Below are 16,222 nucleotides of genomic sequence, written 5' to 3'. Positions count from 1 at the left end.
GCCTGGCCAGCCTCGCTGGACGCTAGCCAGCCTCGCCAGACCCGCCGGCCGAGCCGGCGCGGCGGACGTCCGCGGCGTGGCGCAGCCGCGACGGGTCACCGATGTCGGTGCGGTACTGGGCGCCGGCCAGCGAGATCCGGCTGACGGCCTCGTACGCCGATCCTCGCGCGGACTCGAGGTTGGAACCGATCGCCGTGACGGACAACACTCGGCCGCCGGCCGAGACCACTCGTCCGTCCGCGTCGCGTCTCGTCCCGGCGTGCAGGACGTCCACCCCGGTGAGCTTCCCGGCGGCTTCGAGGCCGCGGATCGGGTCGCCGAGCCGGGGGGTGCCCGGGTAACCGGCGGCGGCCACCACCACGGTGACCGCCGCACCCGACCGCCAGACCGGCGGGCGGCGGCCCGTCAGCACGTCGGTCAGCGGCGTGCTGAGCAGCGCGAGGATCGCCTGCGTCTCCGGGTCGCCGAACCGGGCGTTGAACTCGACGACGCGCGGCCCGCGGGCGGTGAGCGCCAGACCCACGTAGAGCAGACCGGTGAACGGGGTGCCGCGCCGGGCCATCTCGGCGACCGTCGGGCGGACGACGGTGGTGACCACCTGGCCGGCGAGCCCGCGCGAGGCCCAGGGCAGCGGGGCGTAGGCGCCCATCCCGCCGGTGTTCGGACCGGTGTCACCGTCGCCGATCCGCTTGTGGTCCTGGGCCGGCAACAGCGGTGCCACGGCGCCGTCCTCGGTGACGACCGCGAACAGCGACACCTCCGGGCCGTCGAGGTACTCCTCGAGCACCACGCGGTCGTCCGGTCCGCGCAGGCAGTCGCGGACGGCCGCGACGGCGGCGTCGCGGTCCTCGGTGACCGTCACCCCCTTGCCGGCGGCCAGCCCGTCGTACTTGACGACGTACGGCGGGCCGAAGGTGTCCAGGTCGGCGAGCGCCGGCTCGATCTCGGCGTGGTCCCGGGCCGCGGCCGTCGGCACGCCCGCGGCCCGCATCACCTCCTTGGCGAACGTCTTGCTGCCCTCGAGGCGCGCCGCGGCGGCGGACGGTCCGAAGCACGGCAGGCCGCGGGCGCGCAGCTCGTCGGCGGCGCCGGCGACCAGGGGGACCTCCGGGCCGATGATCGTCAACTCGGCGCCGACGGACTCGGCGACGGCGGCCACCGCGTCCGGGTCGGCCACGTCGAGCGGGCGGCCCTCGGCGAGGTCGGCGATGCCGGCGTTGCCCGGCGCGCAGACGATCGAGCCGACGCGGGGGTCGCGGGCGAGCGCCCGGCACAGCGCGTGCTCCCGGCCGCCCGAGCCGATCACAAGGACCTTCATGCTCACGCAGCCACCTCTGGAGACACCCGGCCAGGCGGTCGTGGGCGTCGTACGCCGTGCGTCATCGGTCCGTCGGTCCTTTGCCTGTCGGGGGGCCGCTGCGGGCCGTCACCCCCGGAACCGGCGACACCGGTCGGCGGGGACCTTGGGCCCGGGCCGCACCATACCCGGAAACCGACCTGTCACCCGATTCCCCGACGCGCGCCTAAAGCCCGAGCCGGGCTCGGTGTGATTCAGAGCCCAACGCCGGCTCGCCACAGCAGCCTGGCCATGCCGTCTACCAGGTGGAGGGCGCAGCGGCGTGCGTCGACCTCGGCCATGCCCTCGACGATCGACGGCACGTCGACCGGCCAGACCCGGACCTGCCGGCCGAGCACGGTCAGCGGGGCCGGCAGGTCCCGGCCCTCGAACGTCCGGCCGCCCGGCTCGACGAACAGGTGCAGCGACCGGCCGGCCGACGGGAAGCTCTCACAGCGCCAGTAGAGCACCGGCCATGCCGCCGGCCGGTTCCTGCCGTGCCAGCGGCCGGGCGACCCGCCGCCCCGGGCGTGCTGGTCGCGGCGTTCGGTCCCCTGCGGAAGGTCCGCCGTCGAGTCGTCGGCCGCGCGCAGCGCCGCGCGCGGCCGGCCCTCGGCCCGGTGCCGAGCCCGCGCCAGCCGTGGCGCGTCCCGCACCACCCGCATCGTCACGGGCGCTACCAGCTCCRCCTCGGCACACAGCTTGAGGAACGCGGCCAGCTGCGCCTCGACGTGGGCGGCGACGGCCGCCGAGCGCTCCCTGCGCTCCGCCTCAGCCAGCCGGGCGCTGCGCACCCAGTGACTGCCGCGCAGCAGGACGTCGGTGAGGGCGTCGGGCAGCGCCTCGCCCGTCGGAGAGAACCCGACCGGCCAGGCGTCGGCGTCCACGTCCGCGCGGTAGCCCCCCGCCCGGACCTGCCAGAGCGGCTCCGCGGGGCCGGCGAGCACGGCGGCGCGGCGCCACAGGGCCTCGTCCCCACCGGGTGCCACCACCAGCGGGCCACCGGGACCGTCCTCGCCAGGCTGACCGTCGGCGGGCGCGGGCGGCACCATCGATGCGGGCCCGAAGCTGTTCTCCCTTCGCGCCTCCGGCGGTCCTGGAGTGGGCTGCGGTTCCTCGGACGGGCGGGCGACCACGTGATCAACCTCCCGGCGGCTGCGGGGCGTGACCAAGAAAGCGTCGCTCGTCACTGTCCGTAGCGCAAGTTGGTGGCCGCCGGGGGCCGGTGAACGTCCGAGGTTCGTGACCGTCAGAGGTACGTCAACGTCAGAGGAGGTCGCGCAGGACGAGTGTCTGGTCGCGGCCGGGGCCGACGCCGATCGCCGAGATCGGCGCGCCGGACATCTCCTCGAGCGCCTTGACGTAGTCACGCGCCTCGGGCGGGAGCTGGTCGAACGACGTGGCCCCCGAGATGTCCTCGTTCCAGCCGGGCAGCTCCTCGTAGATCGGCTTGGCGTGGTGGAACTCGGTCTGGGTCATCGGCATCTCGGACATCCGGGTGCCGCCGACGTCATACGCCACGCACACCGGCACCGTGTCGAAGCCGGACAGGACGTCCAGCTTGGTCAGGAACAGGTCGGTGAGCCCGTTGACCCGGACCGCGTAGCGGGCGATGACCGCGTCGTACCAGCCGGTGCGGCGGGCGCGGCCGGTCGTCACCCCGAACTCGCCGCCGACGCGGCGCAGCTCGTCGCCGACCTTGTCGTCCAGCTCGGTCGGGAACGGTCCCGATCCGACCCGGGTGGTGTAGGCCTTGATGATGCCGATCACCCGAGTGATCCGGGTCGGGCCGATGCCCGCGCCGGTGGCCGCGCCGCCCGCGGTCGGGTTCGACGAGGTGACGAACGGATAGGTGCCGTGGTCGACGTCGAGCAGGGTGCCCTGGGAACCCTCCAGCAGGACGACCTTGCCTGCGCGCAGCGCCGAGTCCAGCACGAGGCCGGTGTCCGCGATGTGCGGGCCGAGCTGCGCGGCGTACTCCAGGTACTCCTCGACCACCGCGTCGACCTCGATCTTGCGGCGGTTGTAGACCTTGGCGAGCACCTGGTTCTTCTCGCGCAGCGCCAGCTCCAGCTTCTGGCACAGGATGCCCGGGTCGAGCAGGTCCTGCACCCGGATGCCGGTGCGCGCGACCTTGTCGCCGTAGGCCGGGCCGATGCCGCGGCCGGTCGTGCCGATCCGGGCCTTGCCGAGGTAACGCTCGGTCACCCGGTCGAGGGCCCGGTGGTGCGGCATGATCAGATGGGCGTTCGCGCTGATCATCAGCCTGGAGGTGTCGATGCCGCGGGCGCGCAGACCGGCCATCTCCGCGAGCAGCACCCCCGGGTCGATCACCACACCATTCCCGATCACCGGGATGCAGTCCGCACGCAGGATCCCGCTGGGGATCAGGTGCAGGGCGTACTTCTCGTCGCCGATGACCACCGTATGRCCGGCATTGTTGCCGCCCTGGTAGCGCACGACGTAGTCGACGGCGCCGCCCAGAAGGTCGGTCGCCTTTCCCTTACCCTCGTCGCCCCACTGGGCTCCGATCAGGACAAGCGCAGGCACGGGGTGAGACTGTACCTAAGAACGAAGCCCCGCCTACCCCACCGATTGGCTGAGTGACGGCTCGGTGCCTGACTGTGCCTTCGACCCCGTGAGCCGATGATCAGTCGGCCTGGGTGAGCTGGCCAGGGGCGGTCGGGTCGCTGTCGAACAGGAACTTCCCGATCCGCTCGACCTCGGCGGTCTCGCCGATCGCGGCGGCGGCCTGCCCGAGGGCGGCCAGGGCGCGCAGGAATCCCTGGTTCGGTTCGTGCGACCAGGGGACCGGTCCGTGCCCGCGCCAGCCCGAGCGGCGCAGCGCGTCGAGGCCGCGGTGGTAGCCGGTGCGCGCGTAGGCGTACGCCTCGACTGGGCGCCCGCCGCCGAGGGCCTCCTCGGCCAACGCAGCCCACGCCGCGCTGGAGGTGGGGAACCGGGCGGCCACGCGGCTTGCGGCCTCACCCGCGGCGAGCGCCGCCGATGCGGGGTCGACCGGCAGCAGGGTGGCTGGTGGTCCGCCCATGAGATCGGGCCGTCCGGACGGAGTCGTCATGCCCCAACCGTAGACGGCGCGGCCCCCCGGCCACGGACCGGCCCGCGCGCGGCGTCCGAGCCGTGCGTCAGCCCTGGACGGTCGCCTTCCAGAGGTTCTCGCCGACGACGCCGGGCTCGCCGTCGCTGACCCCGGTCAGGTACGAGTAGAGCGCGGCGACGCCCTGCGACTGCGGGCCGAACTTGCCGTCGACGGTGAGCGAGAAGCTCTGGTCGCGCATCTGCTGCTGCCAGACGTAGGCGTCGGCGCGCACCTTGCCGCCGTCGGCCGTGGAGATCGTGCCGTGGAAGCCCGACTGCTGGACCTCGGAGCGGGCCCGGTCGAGCGTCATCGGAGGCTCGGCTGGCTGGACCGCCTGTTGGACCGAGCCGCTGGACGCGGACGACGAGACGCCGCCGACCGGCCCGTTGTTGGTCAGGCCAAGCTTCTTGGAGCAGGCCGGCCAGGGGGACCAGCCGCGGGAGTTGTAAAGCCGGTATGCCGCTTCGTCCTGAACGGCCGGGGCCGCCTCGCTCGGCAGGCCGGAGTAGCCGAGGCCCTGCCAGGTGCGCTTGTCGAACTGGTAGGCGCCGTAGAAGCCGTTGCCGGTGTTGATCGAGTAATTGCCGCCGGACTCGCACTGACGCAACCGGGCGAAGTCGTCCGGGGTGGCGGCGCCGGCCGGTATCGCGGTGACCGCGAGGCCGCTGCCCACGAGCGCCGTGACCGCGCCGGTGGTACGCAGCAGGCGGGCGGTCGACGACGGGCCCTGCGGGGCACGGTGCCGGCCTCCCGTCCTGGAGGCGGACCGGGCGTCACCGGACTGCTCAGACGGCATGTCGATCCCTTCCCTGCGCCTGCGGGGTGAGCTGTCGGGTTCGGGCTGGGAATGCCCGGCCGGTGTCACCTCGCGCGTCGCCCGCGGCGTCGCGCCCAGCTGACCGGCTTCACCCCGAGGACGTGACTGTCGTCCCGTCCGGAAGTGGGTCCCCCGCTCCTGCCCGAGCGGATCGTGCCCCGCGGCAGCGGGGCCATCTCCACACGCGGGTGGGGGCAGGACTCGGCGTCCGCCCGCGCGACTCACCCAGGTCGGATGAGTAGCACCGGACTGTAGCGAGTCGTCATCCTTCGCCGCAAACCGGGGTCACCCCAACGAAAGGGACGACCCCGGTTCGCGACTGTTCCGGCGGTGGCGCCAGCCACTCGCTGACGCCGCCCGACCGGCACGCCGGCCGGCGGCCACGCGATCATGATGAGGCTCGCGCGGCCTTCGACTCTGTGGCCGGCGCGACGGCACGGCGGCGAGGCAGCGACCGTCGTCGCCGCCAGATCCCCTCGCCCCACCGACCAACCGGCGGGCCAAGGCCGCACGCCTCCGACTGGCGGCCGGAGACGGGGTGGGAAAGGGGTCCCGTCGCCAGCGTGGGCAGCGGTCGGTGGGGGCCGATCGCGGCGAGGTTCCAGTGGCGGCGGGTCGACTGACCTCGCGGGGCCGGCCCGGGAGGGAGGATCCGGGCGGGTGGCCCAGGCCGAGGCTCCTGCCCGGGATCGGTGTCAGCCGATCCCCGGGAGTTCCGTCAACGACGGGCAATGGCAAAGCCCCGCGTGACGGGAGGCCTCGGCGAGAAGGTCAGCCGGGCGGTGACGCCTGACGGCTCAGGCGAAGGTGGCGGCCCAGGTCCTCTGGCCGACGACGCCGTCGACGGCCAGGCCCTTGGCCCGCTGCAGCGCGCGGGCGGCCTCGGCCGAACGCGGCCCGTAGTGCCCGTCGGCGGCGAGGGAATAGCCGATCTTGTTCATCTGGGCCTGCCAGGACTGGACGTCGGCGCGGTACTGGCCGGCCAGTGCCGTCGTGAAGGGCAGGTGCGCCGTGGTCGAGGAGATCGGCTGGGCCACGAGAGGCGCTCTGGGGGCCGACCGGGAGGCCTGGCCGGCGCCGGCGGAGCTCGCGCCCGGGGCGAGCTGGTCCGGACCCATCCCGCGGCCGCATTCCGGCCACTGGCCAAAGCCGGAGCGCTGCGCCAGCCGCAGCGCCGCCTCGTCCTGAACCGCCGGTGGCGCGGCACTCGGCAGCCCCGAATATCCGAGGCTCTGCCACGTCCTCACGGAGAACTGGTACGCGCCGTAGTATCCGTTGCCGGTATTGATGGAATAGTTTCCGCCCGACTCGCACTGGCGCAGTTCTGCCCAGGTGGAAGAGGCGTTCGCGGGTGTCGCGACGGCGAGTGTGCCGCCCACGGCCGCGGCGATGACGGGAACTGCCGCGAGGGACTTGCGTAGCCGGCGTGCCGGGGACGTGACGGCTCGCCGGGGTTCCCGGGAATTCCGGGGAGAAACCTGGCGGATCGGCCCCGCCGATTCGCCAGCTCGGGGGCTGACGGAGACGCGCACGCTCGTGGTGCCGTCTGGCGGACATTCGGCCACCGGCGGAACGAAACGACCGCCGGGCATGCGATGTCGACCAGGGGTACTTGATTCGGACATGCGTGATTGCCCTTCCCCACGCCTGCGAGGTGAGCTGTCGGGTTCGGGCTGGAAAGAGATTGCCCGGCCACGCGACATTTTCGGCTGTTGGGTTGACGCGCTCGGTTCGGCGCGTCAACGAGCACAGCGAAAGTCGGTCGGCTTCACCCCTAGGACGCCTGTTGAGGGCGAGGCTGGCGTGGCGCGCTTTTTGGCCACGCAGGCCGTCGCACTATTGAGCCTTTTCCGTCACCACTTCGGCTCCACGGGTCTCGTCGGTCCGATCAGGTTGGTGGAAAAGGCCGCTGCCCAGGATCTCTGGATCAGGCGTCCGGATTCGGTTCCCCCGTTCCTGCCGCTGGTTCAAAACTCGCCGGGCGGGGGCAGGATTCGGCGTGCCGCCCGTTGGGTGCCTGTCCTGTCGCCAGGCACGGCGAAGACCATAACCACATTCCTCGGCGTGGCGGCAAGCATTGAAATAGGCACGTGAAGAAGGCCACACCGGCGTGTCGCTGCTTGAAATGTGCCCGAAACGATGTTATCGCGCGCGTACGCGCGCTCATCTTTCCTACCCGGCTCCGCGGGCGGCGTTTTCTTGCTCTGCGTCGAGGATCTGCTAGCTGGCGGTTTCGTCCCACAAGGGGCCGGACCGTCCGAGCAGAGGGCCACACGCGGGTCTGGTTCCGTCCGCGTGTCGCGTCGAAAAATAAATCTACCATTCTGCCGTCCGAAGGGCACCTTCGATGCTTGCTCGGGCGAAATGCGATCCTCGCTACACCCGCCCCGAATCACCCGGTTCGTGCGCAGATGGTAGTCGAATGAGTGCTCATGGTTGACCATCGACAGATTCGACCCCTGTGGCGCACTGGCCAGGCGTGTCCGGTCGTGGTCCGCTTTCGGTGGCGCTAAGTAGTCCACTGTGCAACGGCGAGTAGTCAGTAGTGATGCTGACCGCTTTGCCCACCCACGGGTGGACCCGCCGCTCTGGTGGACCTGCCCGTCCGGTAGGCCCGCCCGTCCGGGTGGACCCGCCCGAACGGGCGATGGACCGGCCGGGGACAGCAAACGACCCGGGGCCGCCAAGTTGGCGACCCCGGGCCGAAGATCCGACGCCGAGCTAAATCTGGCTGGTGCCCCGGATCGGATGGATCTTGGTTTGGTGACGTTCAGCGGCAGGTGACCGCGCGGCGCGGAGGCGCGCCTCGCGGAGGCCCGGCCCACGAGCGAAGCGAAGTGGGCCGGGCCGCAGCGAGGTCGCCGGAGCGCCGTGCCCGGACGGAGCGAACCAAACTAAAGAGCCTGGCCGGCGCTGCGCAGGTCCTCGCAGGCCTGCGCGACCCGCTTGGCCATGTTCGCCTCGGCGGCCTTGCCCCAGGTGCGGGGGTCGTAGGACTTCTTGACGCCGACCTCGCCGTCGATCTTCAGGACGCCGTCGTAGTTCTTGAACATGTGGTCCGCCACCGGCCGGGTGAACGCGTACTGGGCGTCGGTGTCCACGTTCATCTTGACGACGCCGTAGTCCAGCGCCTCGCGGATCTCGGAGAGCTCCGAGCCGCTGCCGCCGTGGAAGACCAGGTTGAACGGCTTCGCGTCGGCGCYGAGCCCCAGCTTGGCGGCCACGTACTGCTGGCCGTCGCGCAGGATCGTCGGGCGTAGCTTGACGTTGCCCGGCTTGTAGACGCCGTGCACGTTGCCGAAGGTGGCCGCCAGCATGTACCGGCCCTTGTCGCCGGTGCCGAGCACCTCGGCGGTGCGCCACATGTCCTCGGGCGTGGTGTAGAGCTTCTCGTCGATCGCGCCGACGACCCCGTCCTCCTCGCCGCCGACGACGCCGATCTCCACCTCGAGCACGATGTTCGCGGCCTTGCAGTCGGCGAGCAGCTCCTCGGCGAGCTTGAGGTTCTCCTCCAGCGGCACCGCGGAACCGTCCCACATGTGCGACTGGAACAGCGGGTCGCGGCCGGCCTTCACCCGCTCCCTGGAGATGGCGACGAGCGGGCGCATGTAGGTGTCGAGCTTGTCCGCCGGGCAGTGGTCGGTGTGCAGGGCGATCTGCACCGGGTAGGCCTTGGCGACGTGGTGCGCGAACTCGGCCAGGGCCTCCGCGCCGAGCACCATGTTCTTGACGGTCGACCCGGACAGGTACTCGGCTCCCCCCGTGGACACCTGGAGGATTCCGTCGCTGCCCGCCTCGGCGAAGCCGCGCAGCGCGGCGTTCAGCGTCTGTGACGAGGTGACGTTGATGGCTGGGTAGGCGAAGGCGTTCGCCTTCGCCCGGTCGAGCATCTCGGCGTAGACGTCTGGGGTCGCGATGGGCATCGAAAGCTCCTGTCAAAGGCGTCGGGCCACCGAGCGGGCGGACGCGGCCGGGTTCGCCCGCCGGCGGCCGTCGCCCGCCGGCGGACCGGGCAGGGGTGGACGGCGCGCGCCGGGGTGTGCCGGGACCGCGCGTTGTGGGCTGTGTTGCGCGAAGGGTATGACGCGAGGCGGCTGTGAGGGAGCCCGTTGCCGCCGACATCGCCCGCGCCACTGGGACTCGTGACTACTTACCCTTCGATCCGTCATCTTCGCAGCGGCCGCGCCGATCGGGTATCACGGCGCGCGCCGCGAAGCGTCCGGCGACGGGTGCGCTCGGCGCCCCGTCAGACTGATGGCATGGATGTCGACCGTCTATCCGGCCTGACCCTGTATCTGACCGTCTTCGCGATCGTCTTCCTTGAGAGCGGCGTGCCGATCGGGTTCTGGCTGCCGGGAGACGCGATGTTGCTGGCGGCCGGGCTGCTGGCGGCGGATCCGACACACCGGGTGTCGCTGCCGCTACTTGCTGCCGGCGTGACCGTGATGGCGGTCGTGGGGGTCTGCGTGGGCTATGTGACCGGGTGGCGGCTCGGCCGGCCCTGGCTGGAACGTCGACACAAAAAGCTGCTTGACCGCACCGAGGAGTTCTACGGACGTTTCGGCCCGGTGACGCTGGTAGCGGCCCGATTCGTGCCTTGGGCGCGCACCTTCGCCCCGATCCTGGCGGGCGCGGTGCGGATGCCGTGGTCGCGCTTCCTGCTGGCGGCCGTGGTCGGCGCGGTGATCTGGGGTACCGGGCTGACCGCGCTGGGCTACGCGGCGGCGTCGGTGCCCGGGCTGAAGGAGTCGACTCCGTGGCTCGCGCCGTCCGTCGTGGTCGTCTCGGTCCTGGCCGGCCTGTTCGGTGAGCTGCTGCGGCGCCAGGTGGCCCGGCGCCGCGCGACGGTGGCCGGAAGCCCAGAGGAAGAGGAGACCGGGGGCGAGGGCGGGGGCCTCGTGAAGGAGAAAAGGAAAGAGAAGGAAGAGGAGAGGAAAGAGGAGCCGGTCGGGCTCGCGCCCGTCGAGGGCGGCGGCCTGTCGTAGGCCCGGGAGGCAGTCGTAGGTTCTGGAGGCGGCAGGTGGGTGGCCGTCGTCCATGTGGTGTGCCGGGCGCCGTGCGTGCTGAGATCCGGGTGTGCTGTCATGCTGCATGCTGGGACGTGATCTGGACTCCGGCCGTGAGGACCGCGTGCCAGCAGGATCAGAACGGTCTCGTCCGCGAGGTCACGGTCAGGAGGGCTGACGTTGGCTCGGGTGGTGGTCACCGGCGCCGCCGGGTTCGTCGGCGGGGCGATTGCCCATGCCCTGCGTGGTCGCGGGGATGAGGTGGTCGCGCTCGACGTGGCCCGCGGCCCTGGCGTGCGCACCGCGGACGTGAGCCGGCCAGGCGACTGGGAGAAGGAGTTCGCCGGCGCGGACCTGGTGGTCCACGCCGCGGCGGCCGGCATGGGCGGGGTCGGCGAGCTGCCGCCGATCCGCGGTGGCCGACCGCTCGGCAGCGCGCGCATTCCGCTGGCCCGGATGCGCCAGGTCCTGCTCGGCGGGACGGCCACGGTGCTCGACGCCGCCGCCCGCGCCGAGGTGCGCCGGGTCGTGCACCTGTCCTGCGTGTCGGCGCTCGGCCCGGACATCGCCGACGGCATCGACGAGACCGCGCCCGTCGGGCTGACCGGCGACCCGCGGGCCGACACCCTGGCCGCCGCGGAGCAGTCGGTGAGCGCGGCGACGGCGTCCGGCCTGTCGGCCACCGTGCTGCGCCTCGGGGACGCCTATGGCCCGCGGGCCGGCCGGTGGACGGTCTGGCCGGTGCTGCTGCTGCGTTCGGGCCGGTTCGTCCTCCTCGACGGTGGCACCGGGTGGCTCAACCCCGTCCACATCGACGACGTGGTGGCGGCCGTGATCTCGGCCGCGGACTCGCCGCGGGCGGCCGGCGAGATTCTGCACGTGACCGGGCCGGGGCCGTGCACGGTCGCCGAGTTCGTCGGCTACTACAGCCGGATGCTGGATCTGCCCGCACCGCGCTCAGTGCCCGCCCGGATGTACGGCGCGCTGGATGAGGCCACCGTGGCCGTCGGGCGTCTGCGCGGCCGGGTCGAGTCGCACCGCGTCCCGCGGCCGGGCTCCGCCGCCGCGCTCGCCGAGGCTGGCCGAGGCAGCCAGCCCGCCGGCGTCGCTGGGGAGCCCACCGGGGACGCCGGCGGCGGCCAGGCGTCCGTCCCGTCGGCCGGCTCCGCGGCCCTGGGGATCGTGCGCGGTCTCGGCGCCCGGCTGGTCGCCGGGGTCGACCCGCGCGGCCGGATGGACCTGGGTCCGCTCAGCGTGGCGGACGTGACCAGGACCGGGAGGTGCTCGGGCGAGCGGATCACCGCGTTGACCGGCTGGGGCCCGCGGGTCGAGCTGGCCGACGGTATGAGCCGCACCGAGGCCTGGCTGCGTGACCGCGGCCTGCTGGGCGTCCGCGAGCCTTCCCGGCGCGGGTGAGCGTGGGTGGCGACGGGCCGACGCTGACGACGCCGCGGCTGCAGGCGTTGCCGGTGACGGTGTGGAACGCGGGCTATGTCGCCGAGGAGCTGGCGCGCAAGGTCGCGCTCGCGGCGCGCCCGGCTCCGGGGCTCGGAGTCGGAGGGCTGTTCGCCGGCCCGGACGCGCGCGGGACGACCGAGCCGGCGGCGTTGCGCCGCGAGCTGCGCCACCGGACGGGTGCCGGCCGCGCCGCGCTGACCTGGGTGGTCCGCGACCACGGCGGCGTCGCCGTCGGGCTGCTCGGCGCCGACACCCGGGCGCACCGTGCGGCGGTCGCGGTGGTGATCGGCCCGGACGAACGCCGGCGCGGATACGGCGCCGAGATCGTCCGGGCGTTGGCGACCTGGCTGGAGGCGTCTCTTCTCGCTCTGGTGGAGACCCGAGTGCGCGCCGACGACGCGGCATCCGAACGACTGGCGATGGCAACGTCCTTTCAGCCCACCAGGGTCGTGCTCACCACCGGCTGGCGACTGTGGTGCCGCCCGCCGTCCCGCTGATCGGGCCGAGCCGCCATTACGGGGCGTAGCGGCGTGCCGGACGCTCGCGGCCCGCTCGTACCCCTCGTTCCCGGGGTGTGCCGCACCGCGAGAAGCCCGGTTCCCTGCGTCATTGCCGCAGCTCAACGCGGCGTTTCCGGATTGTTCTTTGGCCTGCACATCGGCGGCATGCGCTGCTAGGTTGTCGGCTACCCGACAACGTTTGAGGTCTTGTTTCGTCGCCGATGCGTAGCTTCTGGCCACCTGTAGGGTGTCCCGGCTGTTCAGGCGGTGACGGCCTGAGGCACCATGGCAATGATGTCGCGACCGGACAAGGCTTCCACCGTCCGGATCGGGTATCCGCGTCGGCCAACACGGCGGCGTGTGTCCGGGAGGGGGAGCTCGACGGTCGGCGCGATGCGCCGGGGAGGTGCACCATGAGCGTGGATTCCCCACACCCGATCTCGTCGCAGATCCCACCAGCCGAGGTCACGTACGACCATCTGATCATTCCGCCGCACTGGCGGCGGCCGGACGAGTCCGTCCCCGGCGCGCCGAACTCACTCTTTCCGACTGTCGACGCGCCCCCGGCGCAGGCACAGCCGGCGAGTGGCCCGCACCTGACCGGCCCGCACACGGGGGCGATGACCGGTCCGCTGCTGGTCGGCACGACGGCGCGCGCGTTCGCCAAGCTCGACGACATGATCCGGCTGAGCTCCGAGGACAAGGCGGTGATCGACGCCCGCAGGGACGAGGCCGAGCGGGCCCTGCGCGCGATCTTCCCGCCACGCTGCGCGCTGCCGCTCGTCGGTGTCGCCACCATCGGCTCGGCCGGCCGGGACACGATGATCCGCCCGCTGGACGAGGTCGACATCTTCGCGGTGTTCAGCGCCGCGGGCGGCGCCTGGAAGCGGTTCCGCTGGGACTCGCGCGACCTGCTGCTGTGCGTGCGGGGCGCGATCGGCGGCGACCGGGTGCAGACCATCGGCACCCGCGGCCAGGCGCTGCGCGTCGTCTACGACACGCCGCCGGACGTGCACCTCGTTCCCGCGTTCGACCATCCGCGGGCCGGCTACGTGATGCCGGACCGGGTCGGCGGCTGGCTGCCGACCCGGCCCGAGCGGCACGCCAGCTGGACCGAGGACCTGGGCCCTCGGGTGATCTCCGCCGTGCGCCTGCTGAAGGCGTGGAACCGGGTCTGCGGCAGTCACCTGCGCTCGTTCCACATCGAGGCGCTGGCCGGGACCGTGCTCGCCGGGCGCGGCCTGAACACCCGCCAGGCGCTCACCACCGTCTTCCGGCACATGGAGGAGGTCGGCCTTTCGATGGCCGACCCGGCGGACGTCGGCGGCGACCTGTCGACCTACCTGCGGCCGGACGACCTCGGCGCGCTTGAAGAGTCGATCCGGTTGGCGCGCTCCTACTCGGAGAAGGCGATCCTTGCCGAAGCCGACGGCCGGCACGAGGAGGCCGTCGCGTTCTGGGCCGCCATCTTCGGGCCGGAGTTCCCGACCTTCGGGTAGGAACTGTATTTCTGGTTCGCTCCGGCAACCTCCGCCGCGGCCCCCTACTTCGCTTCGCTCGTAGGAGGGCCTCCGCGGAGGCGCGCCTCCGCGCCGCACGGTCACCCGACGCTGAACGTCACCACCCTGCCCGGCCCCCGCGGGGGCCACTTCGCTTGAACGTCTGGCGGCCCTATCCGTGGTGGGTGGGGCGCGGTGTTCGGTTGTCGGAGGTGGTGATGGGGGGCAGGGCGCTCGTGGTGGTGGTGGGTGGGCGACGGCCTAGGCGGCTGGGCCACCACATGGCGGCTCCGATGTCCAGGGYGAGCGCGGGGACCAGGATCGAGCGCACCACCAGGGTGTCGAGCAGGACCCCGAAGGCGACCAGGAAGCCGATCTCGGCGAGCTGCACCAGCGGGAAGATGAACAGCACCGAGAACGTGGCCGCGAGYACCACCCCGGCCGAGGTGATGACTCCGCCGGTGACGGCGAGCCCGCGCCGCACCCCGGTTCGGGCATCGGTCCGCGCGGCCTCCTCGCGGACCCGCGTCATCAGGAAGATGTTGTAGTCGACCCCGAGCGCCACCAGAAAGATGAACCCGAACAGCTCCAGCGAGGGATCGGAGCCGGGGAAGCCGAAGACGTGCGTGAACGCCAGCGCCGCCACCCCGAGCGCGGCCAGGAACGACAGCACCACCGTCGCGATCAGCAGCGGTGGCGCGACCACGGATCGCAGCAGCATCGCGAGGATCACCAGCACGACGGCGAGCACGAGCGGGATGATCAGTTGACGGTCGCGCACCGAGGCGTCGCGGACGTCGAGGTTCACCGCCGTGTTCCCGCCGACCAGCGCGTGCGCGCCCGGCACGGCGTGGACCCGGTCCCGCAGCCGCTCGATCGTCGCGAACGAGGCGGCGCTGTTGGGTGAGTCCGTGAGCACCACCAGGAACTGCGTGACCTCGCCGTCGCTGCTGCTCTCCGTCGAGGCGGCGACGCCAGGGGTCGCGTTGATCACACTGGCCAGCTGGTCGTCGACGCTGGCGGCGCCGACGACATAGGTCGGCTCGCTCGCGCCGGGCGGGAAGTGCTTCTCGACGATCCGCTGGCCGACGATCGAGTCGGTGGACTTGCGGAACGCGTCCTGCTGGCGAAGCCCGGTGTCGAGCGTGACGATGCCGACCGCGAGTCCCGCGAGCACCGCGGCCGTGACCAGCCAGACCAGCCGGGGGCGGCGGGCGATCGCGGCCCCGATCCGCGCCCAGGTGCCCGTCATGGCCATGTCCACCGTGTCGGTCCCGGCCACGGCCACCGCCACGGGCACCCCACCGACCACCTCGGTGGGCACGGCGGCGAACTTCGGGACGAACGGCCAGAACAGCCGGCGCCCGCAGATCACCATCGCGGCCGGCAGCAGCGTCATGATCGTGACGAACGCGGTCGCGATCCCGATAGCGCCGACCGGGCCGAGGCCCCGGTCCGAGTTCAGCTCGGCGAGCAGCAGGCAGAGCAGGCTGATGACGACGGTGCCGGCCGAGGCCAGGATCGCCGGGCCCGCGCGCCGCACGGCGACGCGCATCGCGTCGGCGGGCGCGGCATACCTGGACAGCTCCTCGCGGTAGCGGGCGATCAGCAGCAGGGCATAGTCGGTCCCCGCGCCGAACACCAGCACGCGCAGGATGCCGGCGCTCTGCCCGTTGACGGTCAGGCCCCCATGGCGCGCGAGTAGATAGGTGGCCGCGCTGGCGGTCTGGTCGGCGGCGCCGACGGCGAGCAGCGGTACCAGCCAGAGGAACGGGCCGCGATAGACGATCAGCAGGATCGCCGCGACCACGCCGGCCGTGACGAACAGGAGCGTGCCCTCGACATCGCTGAACAGCGTGTAGGTGTCGACGATCACGCCCGCGGGGCCGGTGACGGATGTCGTGAGGCCCGGTGGGGCGAGCCCGCGCACGGTCGAGCGCATCTCGTCGATCTGGTCGGCGAACCTGTTCGCGTCCGCCAACTGCTCCATCGGCACGATCAGCAGCGCGGCCCGCCCGTCCGGGGAGGGAACCGGCGGGGGGAGCTGGGTCGTCCCGAACGGCGCGAGCCGGGCAGCCGCGGTCTGGACGGCGGTCTGGTCCTGCGCCGTGAGCGGTCCGCCCGCCCGGGCGAACACCACCACCGCGGGGATCGCGTCCCCGCCGGGCAGGCTCCGCTGGGCGACGAGCACCTTGGTGGACTCGGCGTTCGGCGGCAGGAAGGCCGCGGCGTCGTTGGTCTGCGCGTCGTCGAGCCGCGCGGCCAGCGGTGTGGCCACCAGCGCGAGCGCCAGCCACAGCAGGACGACACCCCAGCGAGCCCACCGCCCGGTCATACATCCGGCCAGGCGCTCCCCGCGCTTCAGGCGCTCCCCGCACTCCGCCGGCGTCTCGTCGGTCGCCGGCGAGCCCTCGGAGCGAGCCGAGCCCCCCGACTGGCGCATTCCAAGACCCCCCACTCGAAGCGCCCCACCGAGCCGTCGCCGGCCACGCGGCGACACACCGCT

12 protein-coding genes and 2 riboswitches are annotated in these 16,222 nt (G+C 72.6%); of the genes, 4 read left to right on the top strand and 8 right to left on the bottom strand.

Features of this window, described 5'->3' with window-relative positions; genetic code table 11:
- Window positions 1-22 precede the first annotated feature (22 nt).
- From purD to fbaA, 7 genes are all read right to left on the bottom strand, one after another.
- Window positions 23-1,318, bottom strand: a complete 1,296-nt coding sequence (gene purD, locus BCD49_RS06820) for a phosphoribosylamine--glycine ligase (RefSeq protein ID WP_007511057.1) — start codon at window positions 1,316-1,318, stop codon at window positions 23-25.
- A gap of 233 nt (window positions 1,319-1,551) precedes the next feature.
- On the bottom strand, window positions 1,552-2,472 hold the full coding sequence (locus BCD49_RS06815; protein ID WP_071041282.1) for a hypothetical protein: 921 nt from the start codon (window positions 2,470-2,472) through the stop codon (window positions 1,552-1,554).
- A gap of 130 nt (window positions 2,473-2,602) precedes the next feature.
- Entirely contained in the window at window positions 2,603-3,886 is a 1,284-nt protein-coding gene (locus BCD49_RS06810) for an adenylosuccinate synthase (RefSeq protein WP_007511053.1), read from the bottom strand.
- A gap of 100 nt (window positions 3,887-3,986) precedes the next feature.
- On the bottom strand, window positions 3,987-4,415 hold the full coding sequence (locus BCD49_RS06805) for a DUF3151 domain-containing protein (RefSeq protein ID WP_035924454.1): 429 nt from the start codon (window positions 4,413-4,415) through the stop codon (window positions 3,987-3,989).
- 67 nt (window positions 4,416-4,482) lie between these two features.
- Window positions 4,483-5,232, bottom strand: a complete 750-nt coding sequence (locus BCD49_RS06800) for a transglycosylase family protein (protein ID WP_007511049.1) — start codon at window positions 5,230-5,232, stop codon at window positions 4,483-4,485.
- Window position 5,233: 1 nt separating this feature from the next.
- Window positions 5,234-5,412: riboswitch (cyclic di-AMP (ydaO/yuaA leader) on the bottom strand.
- Window positions 5,413-6,050: 638 nt separating this feature from the next.
- Entirely contained in the window at window positions 6,051-6,740 is a 690-nt protein-coding gene (locus tag BCD49_RS06795) for a transglycosylase family protein (RefSeq protein WP_035926767.1), read from the bottom strand.
- Between the two features lie 142 nt (window positions 6,741-6,882).
- Window positions 6,883-7,109: riboswitch (cyclic di-AMP (ydaO/yuaA leader) on the bottom strand.
- Window positions 7,110-8,147: 1,038 nt separating this feature from the next.
- Window positions 8,148-9,176 carry a class II fructose-bisphosphate aldolase gene (gene fbaA, locus BCD49_RS06790; protein ID WP_071041281.1) on the bottom strand — a complete coding sequence of 343 codons (1,029 nt, stop codon included), beginning with the start codon at window positions 9,174-9,176 and terminating at the stop codon, window positions 8,148-8,150.
- 306 nt (window positions 9,177-9,482) lie between these two features.
- Here fbaA and BCD49_RS06785 point away from each other — a divergent pair, with 306 nt between their 5' ends.
- The 4 genes from BCD49_RS06785 (at window position 9,483) to BCD49_RS06770 (ending at window position 13,716) form a co-directional block, all read left to right on the top strand.
- On the top strand, window positions 9,483-10,238 hold the full coding sequence (locus tag BCD49_RS06785) for a DedA family protein (protein ID WP_232793958.1): 756 nt from the start codon (window positions 9,483-9,485) through the stop codon (window positions 10,236-10,238).
- Window positions 10,239-10,439: 201 nt separating this feature from the next.
- Window positions 10,440-11,675, top strand: coding sequence for an NAD-dependent epimerase/dehydratase family protein (locus BCD49_RS06780; protein WP_007511040.1), 1,236 nt, complete (start codon window positions 10,440-10,442; stop codon window positions 11,673-11,675).
- A complete protein-coding gene (locus tag BCD49_RS06775; protein ID WP_007511038.1) occupies window positions 11,672-12,214 on the top strand; it encodes a GNAT family N-acetyltransferase in 543 nt (180 codons plus the stop codon). Before BCD49_RS06780 ends, BCD49_RS06775 begins: the two co-directional genes overlap by 4 nt.
- A gap of 416 nt (window positions 12,215-12,630) precedes the next feature.
- Complete coding sequence (locus BCD49_RS06770; RefSeq protein ID WP_007511036.1) at window positions 12,631-13,716, top strand: nucleotidyltransferase domain-containing protein; 1,086 nt, start codon at window positions 12,631-12,633, stop codon at window positions 13,714-13,716.
- A gap of 172 nt (window positions 13,717-13,888) precedes the next feature.
- Here the strand turns inward: BCD49_RS06770 and BCD49_RS06765 are convergent, their stop codons facing one another.
- Window positions 13,889-16,159 carry an MMPL family transporter gene (locus BCD49_RS06765; protein WP_083401305.1) on the bottom strand — a complete coding sequence of 757 codons (2,271 nt, stop codon included), beginning with the start codon at window positions 16,157-16,159 and terminating at the stop codon, window positions 13,889-13,891.
- Window positions 16,160-16,222 lie beyond the last annotated feature (63 nt).

This window comes from Pseudofrankia sp. EUN1h (assembly GCF_001854645.1).
Classification (GTDB): domain Bacteria; phylum Actinomycetota; class Actinomycetes; order Frankiales; family Frankiaceae; genus Pseudofrankia; species Pseudofrankia saprophytica.
This window is presented reverse-complemented; position numbering and strand designations above follow the sequence as displayed.

What these genes read in the sequence shown, in the direction of transcription:
- BCD49_RS06770 (WP_007511036.1), top strand. Translation starts at nt 12,631, where the DNA reads ATGAGCGTGGATTCCCCACACCCGATCTCGTCGCAGATCCCACCAGCC.
- purD (WP_007511057.1), bottom strand. Translation starts at nt 1,318, where the DNA reads ATGAAGGTCCTTGTGATCGGCTCGGGCGGCCGGGAGCACGCGCTGTGC.
- BCD49_RS06805 (WP_035924454.1), bottom strand. Translation starts at nt 4,415, where the DNA reads ATGACGACTCCGTCCGGACGGCCCGATCTCATGGGCGGACCACCAGCC.
- BCD49_RS06800 (WP_007511049.1), bottom strand. Translation starts at nt 5,232, where the DNA reads ATGCCGTCTGAGCAGTCCGGTGACGCCCGGTCCGCCTCCAGGACGGGA.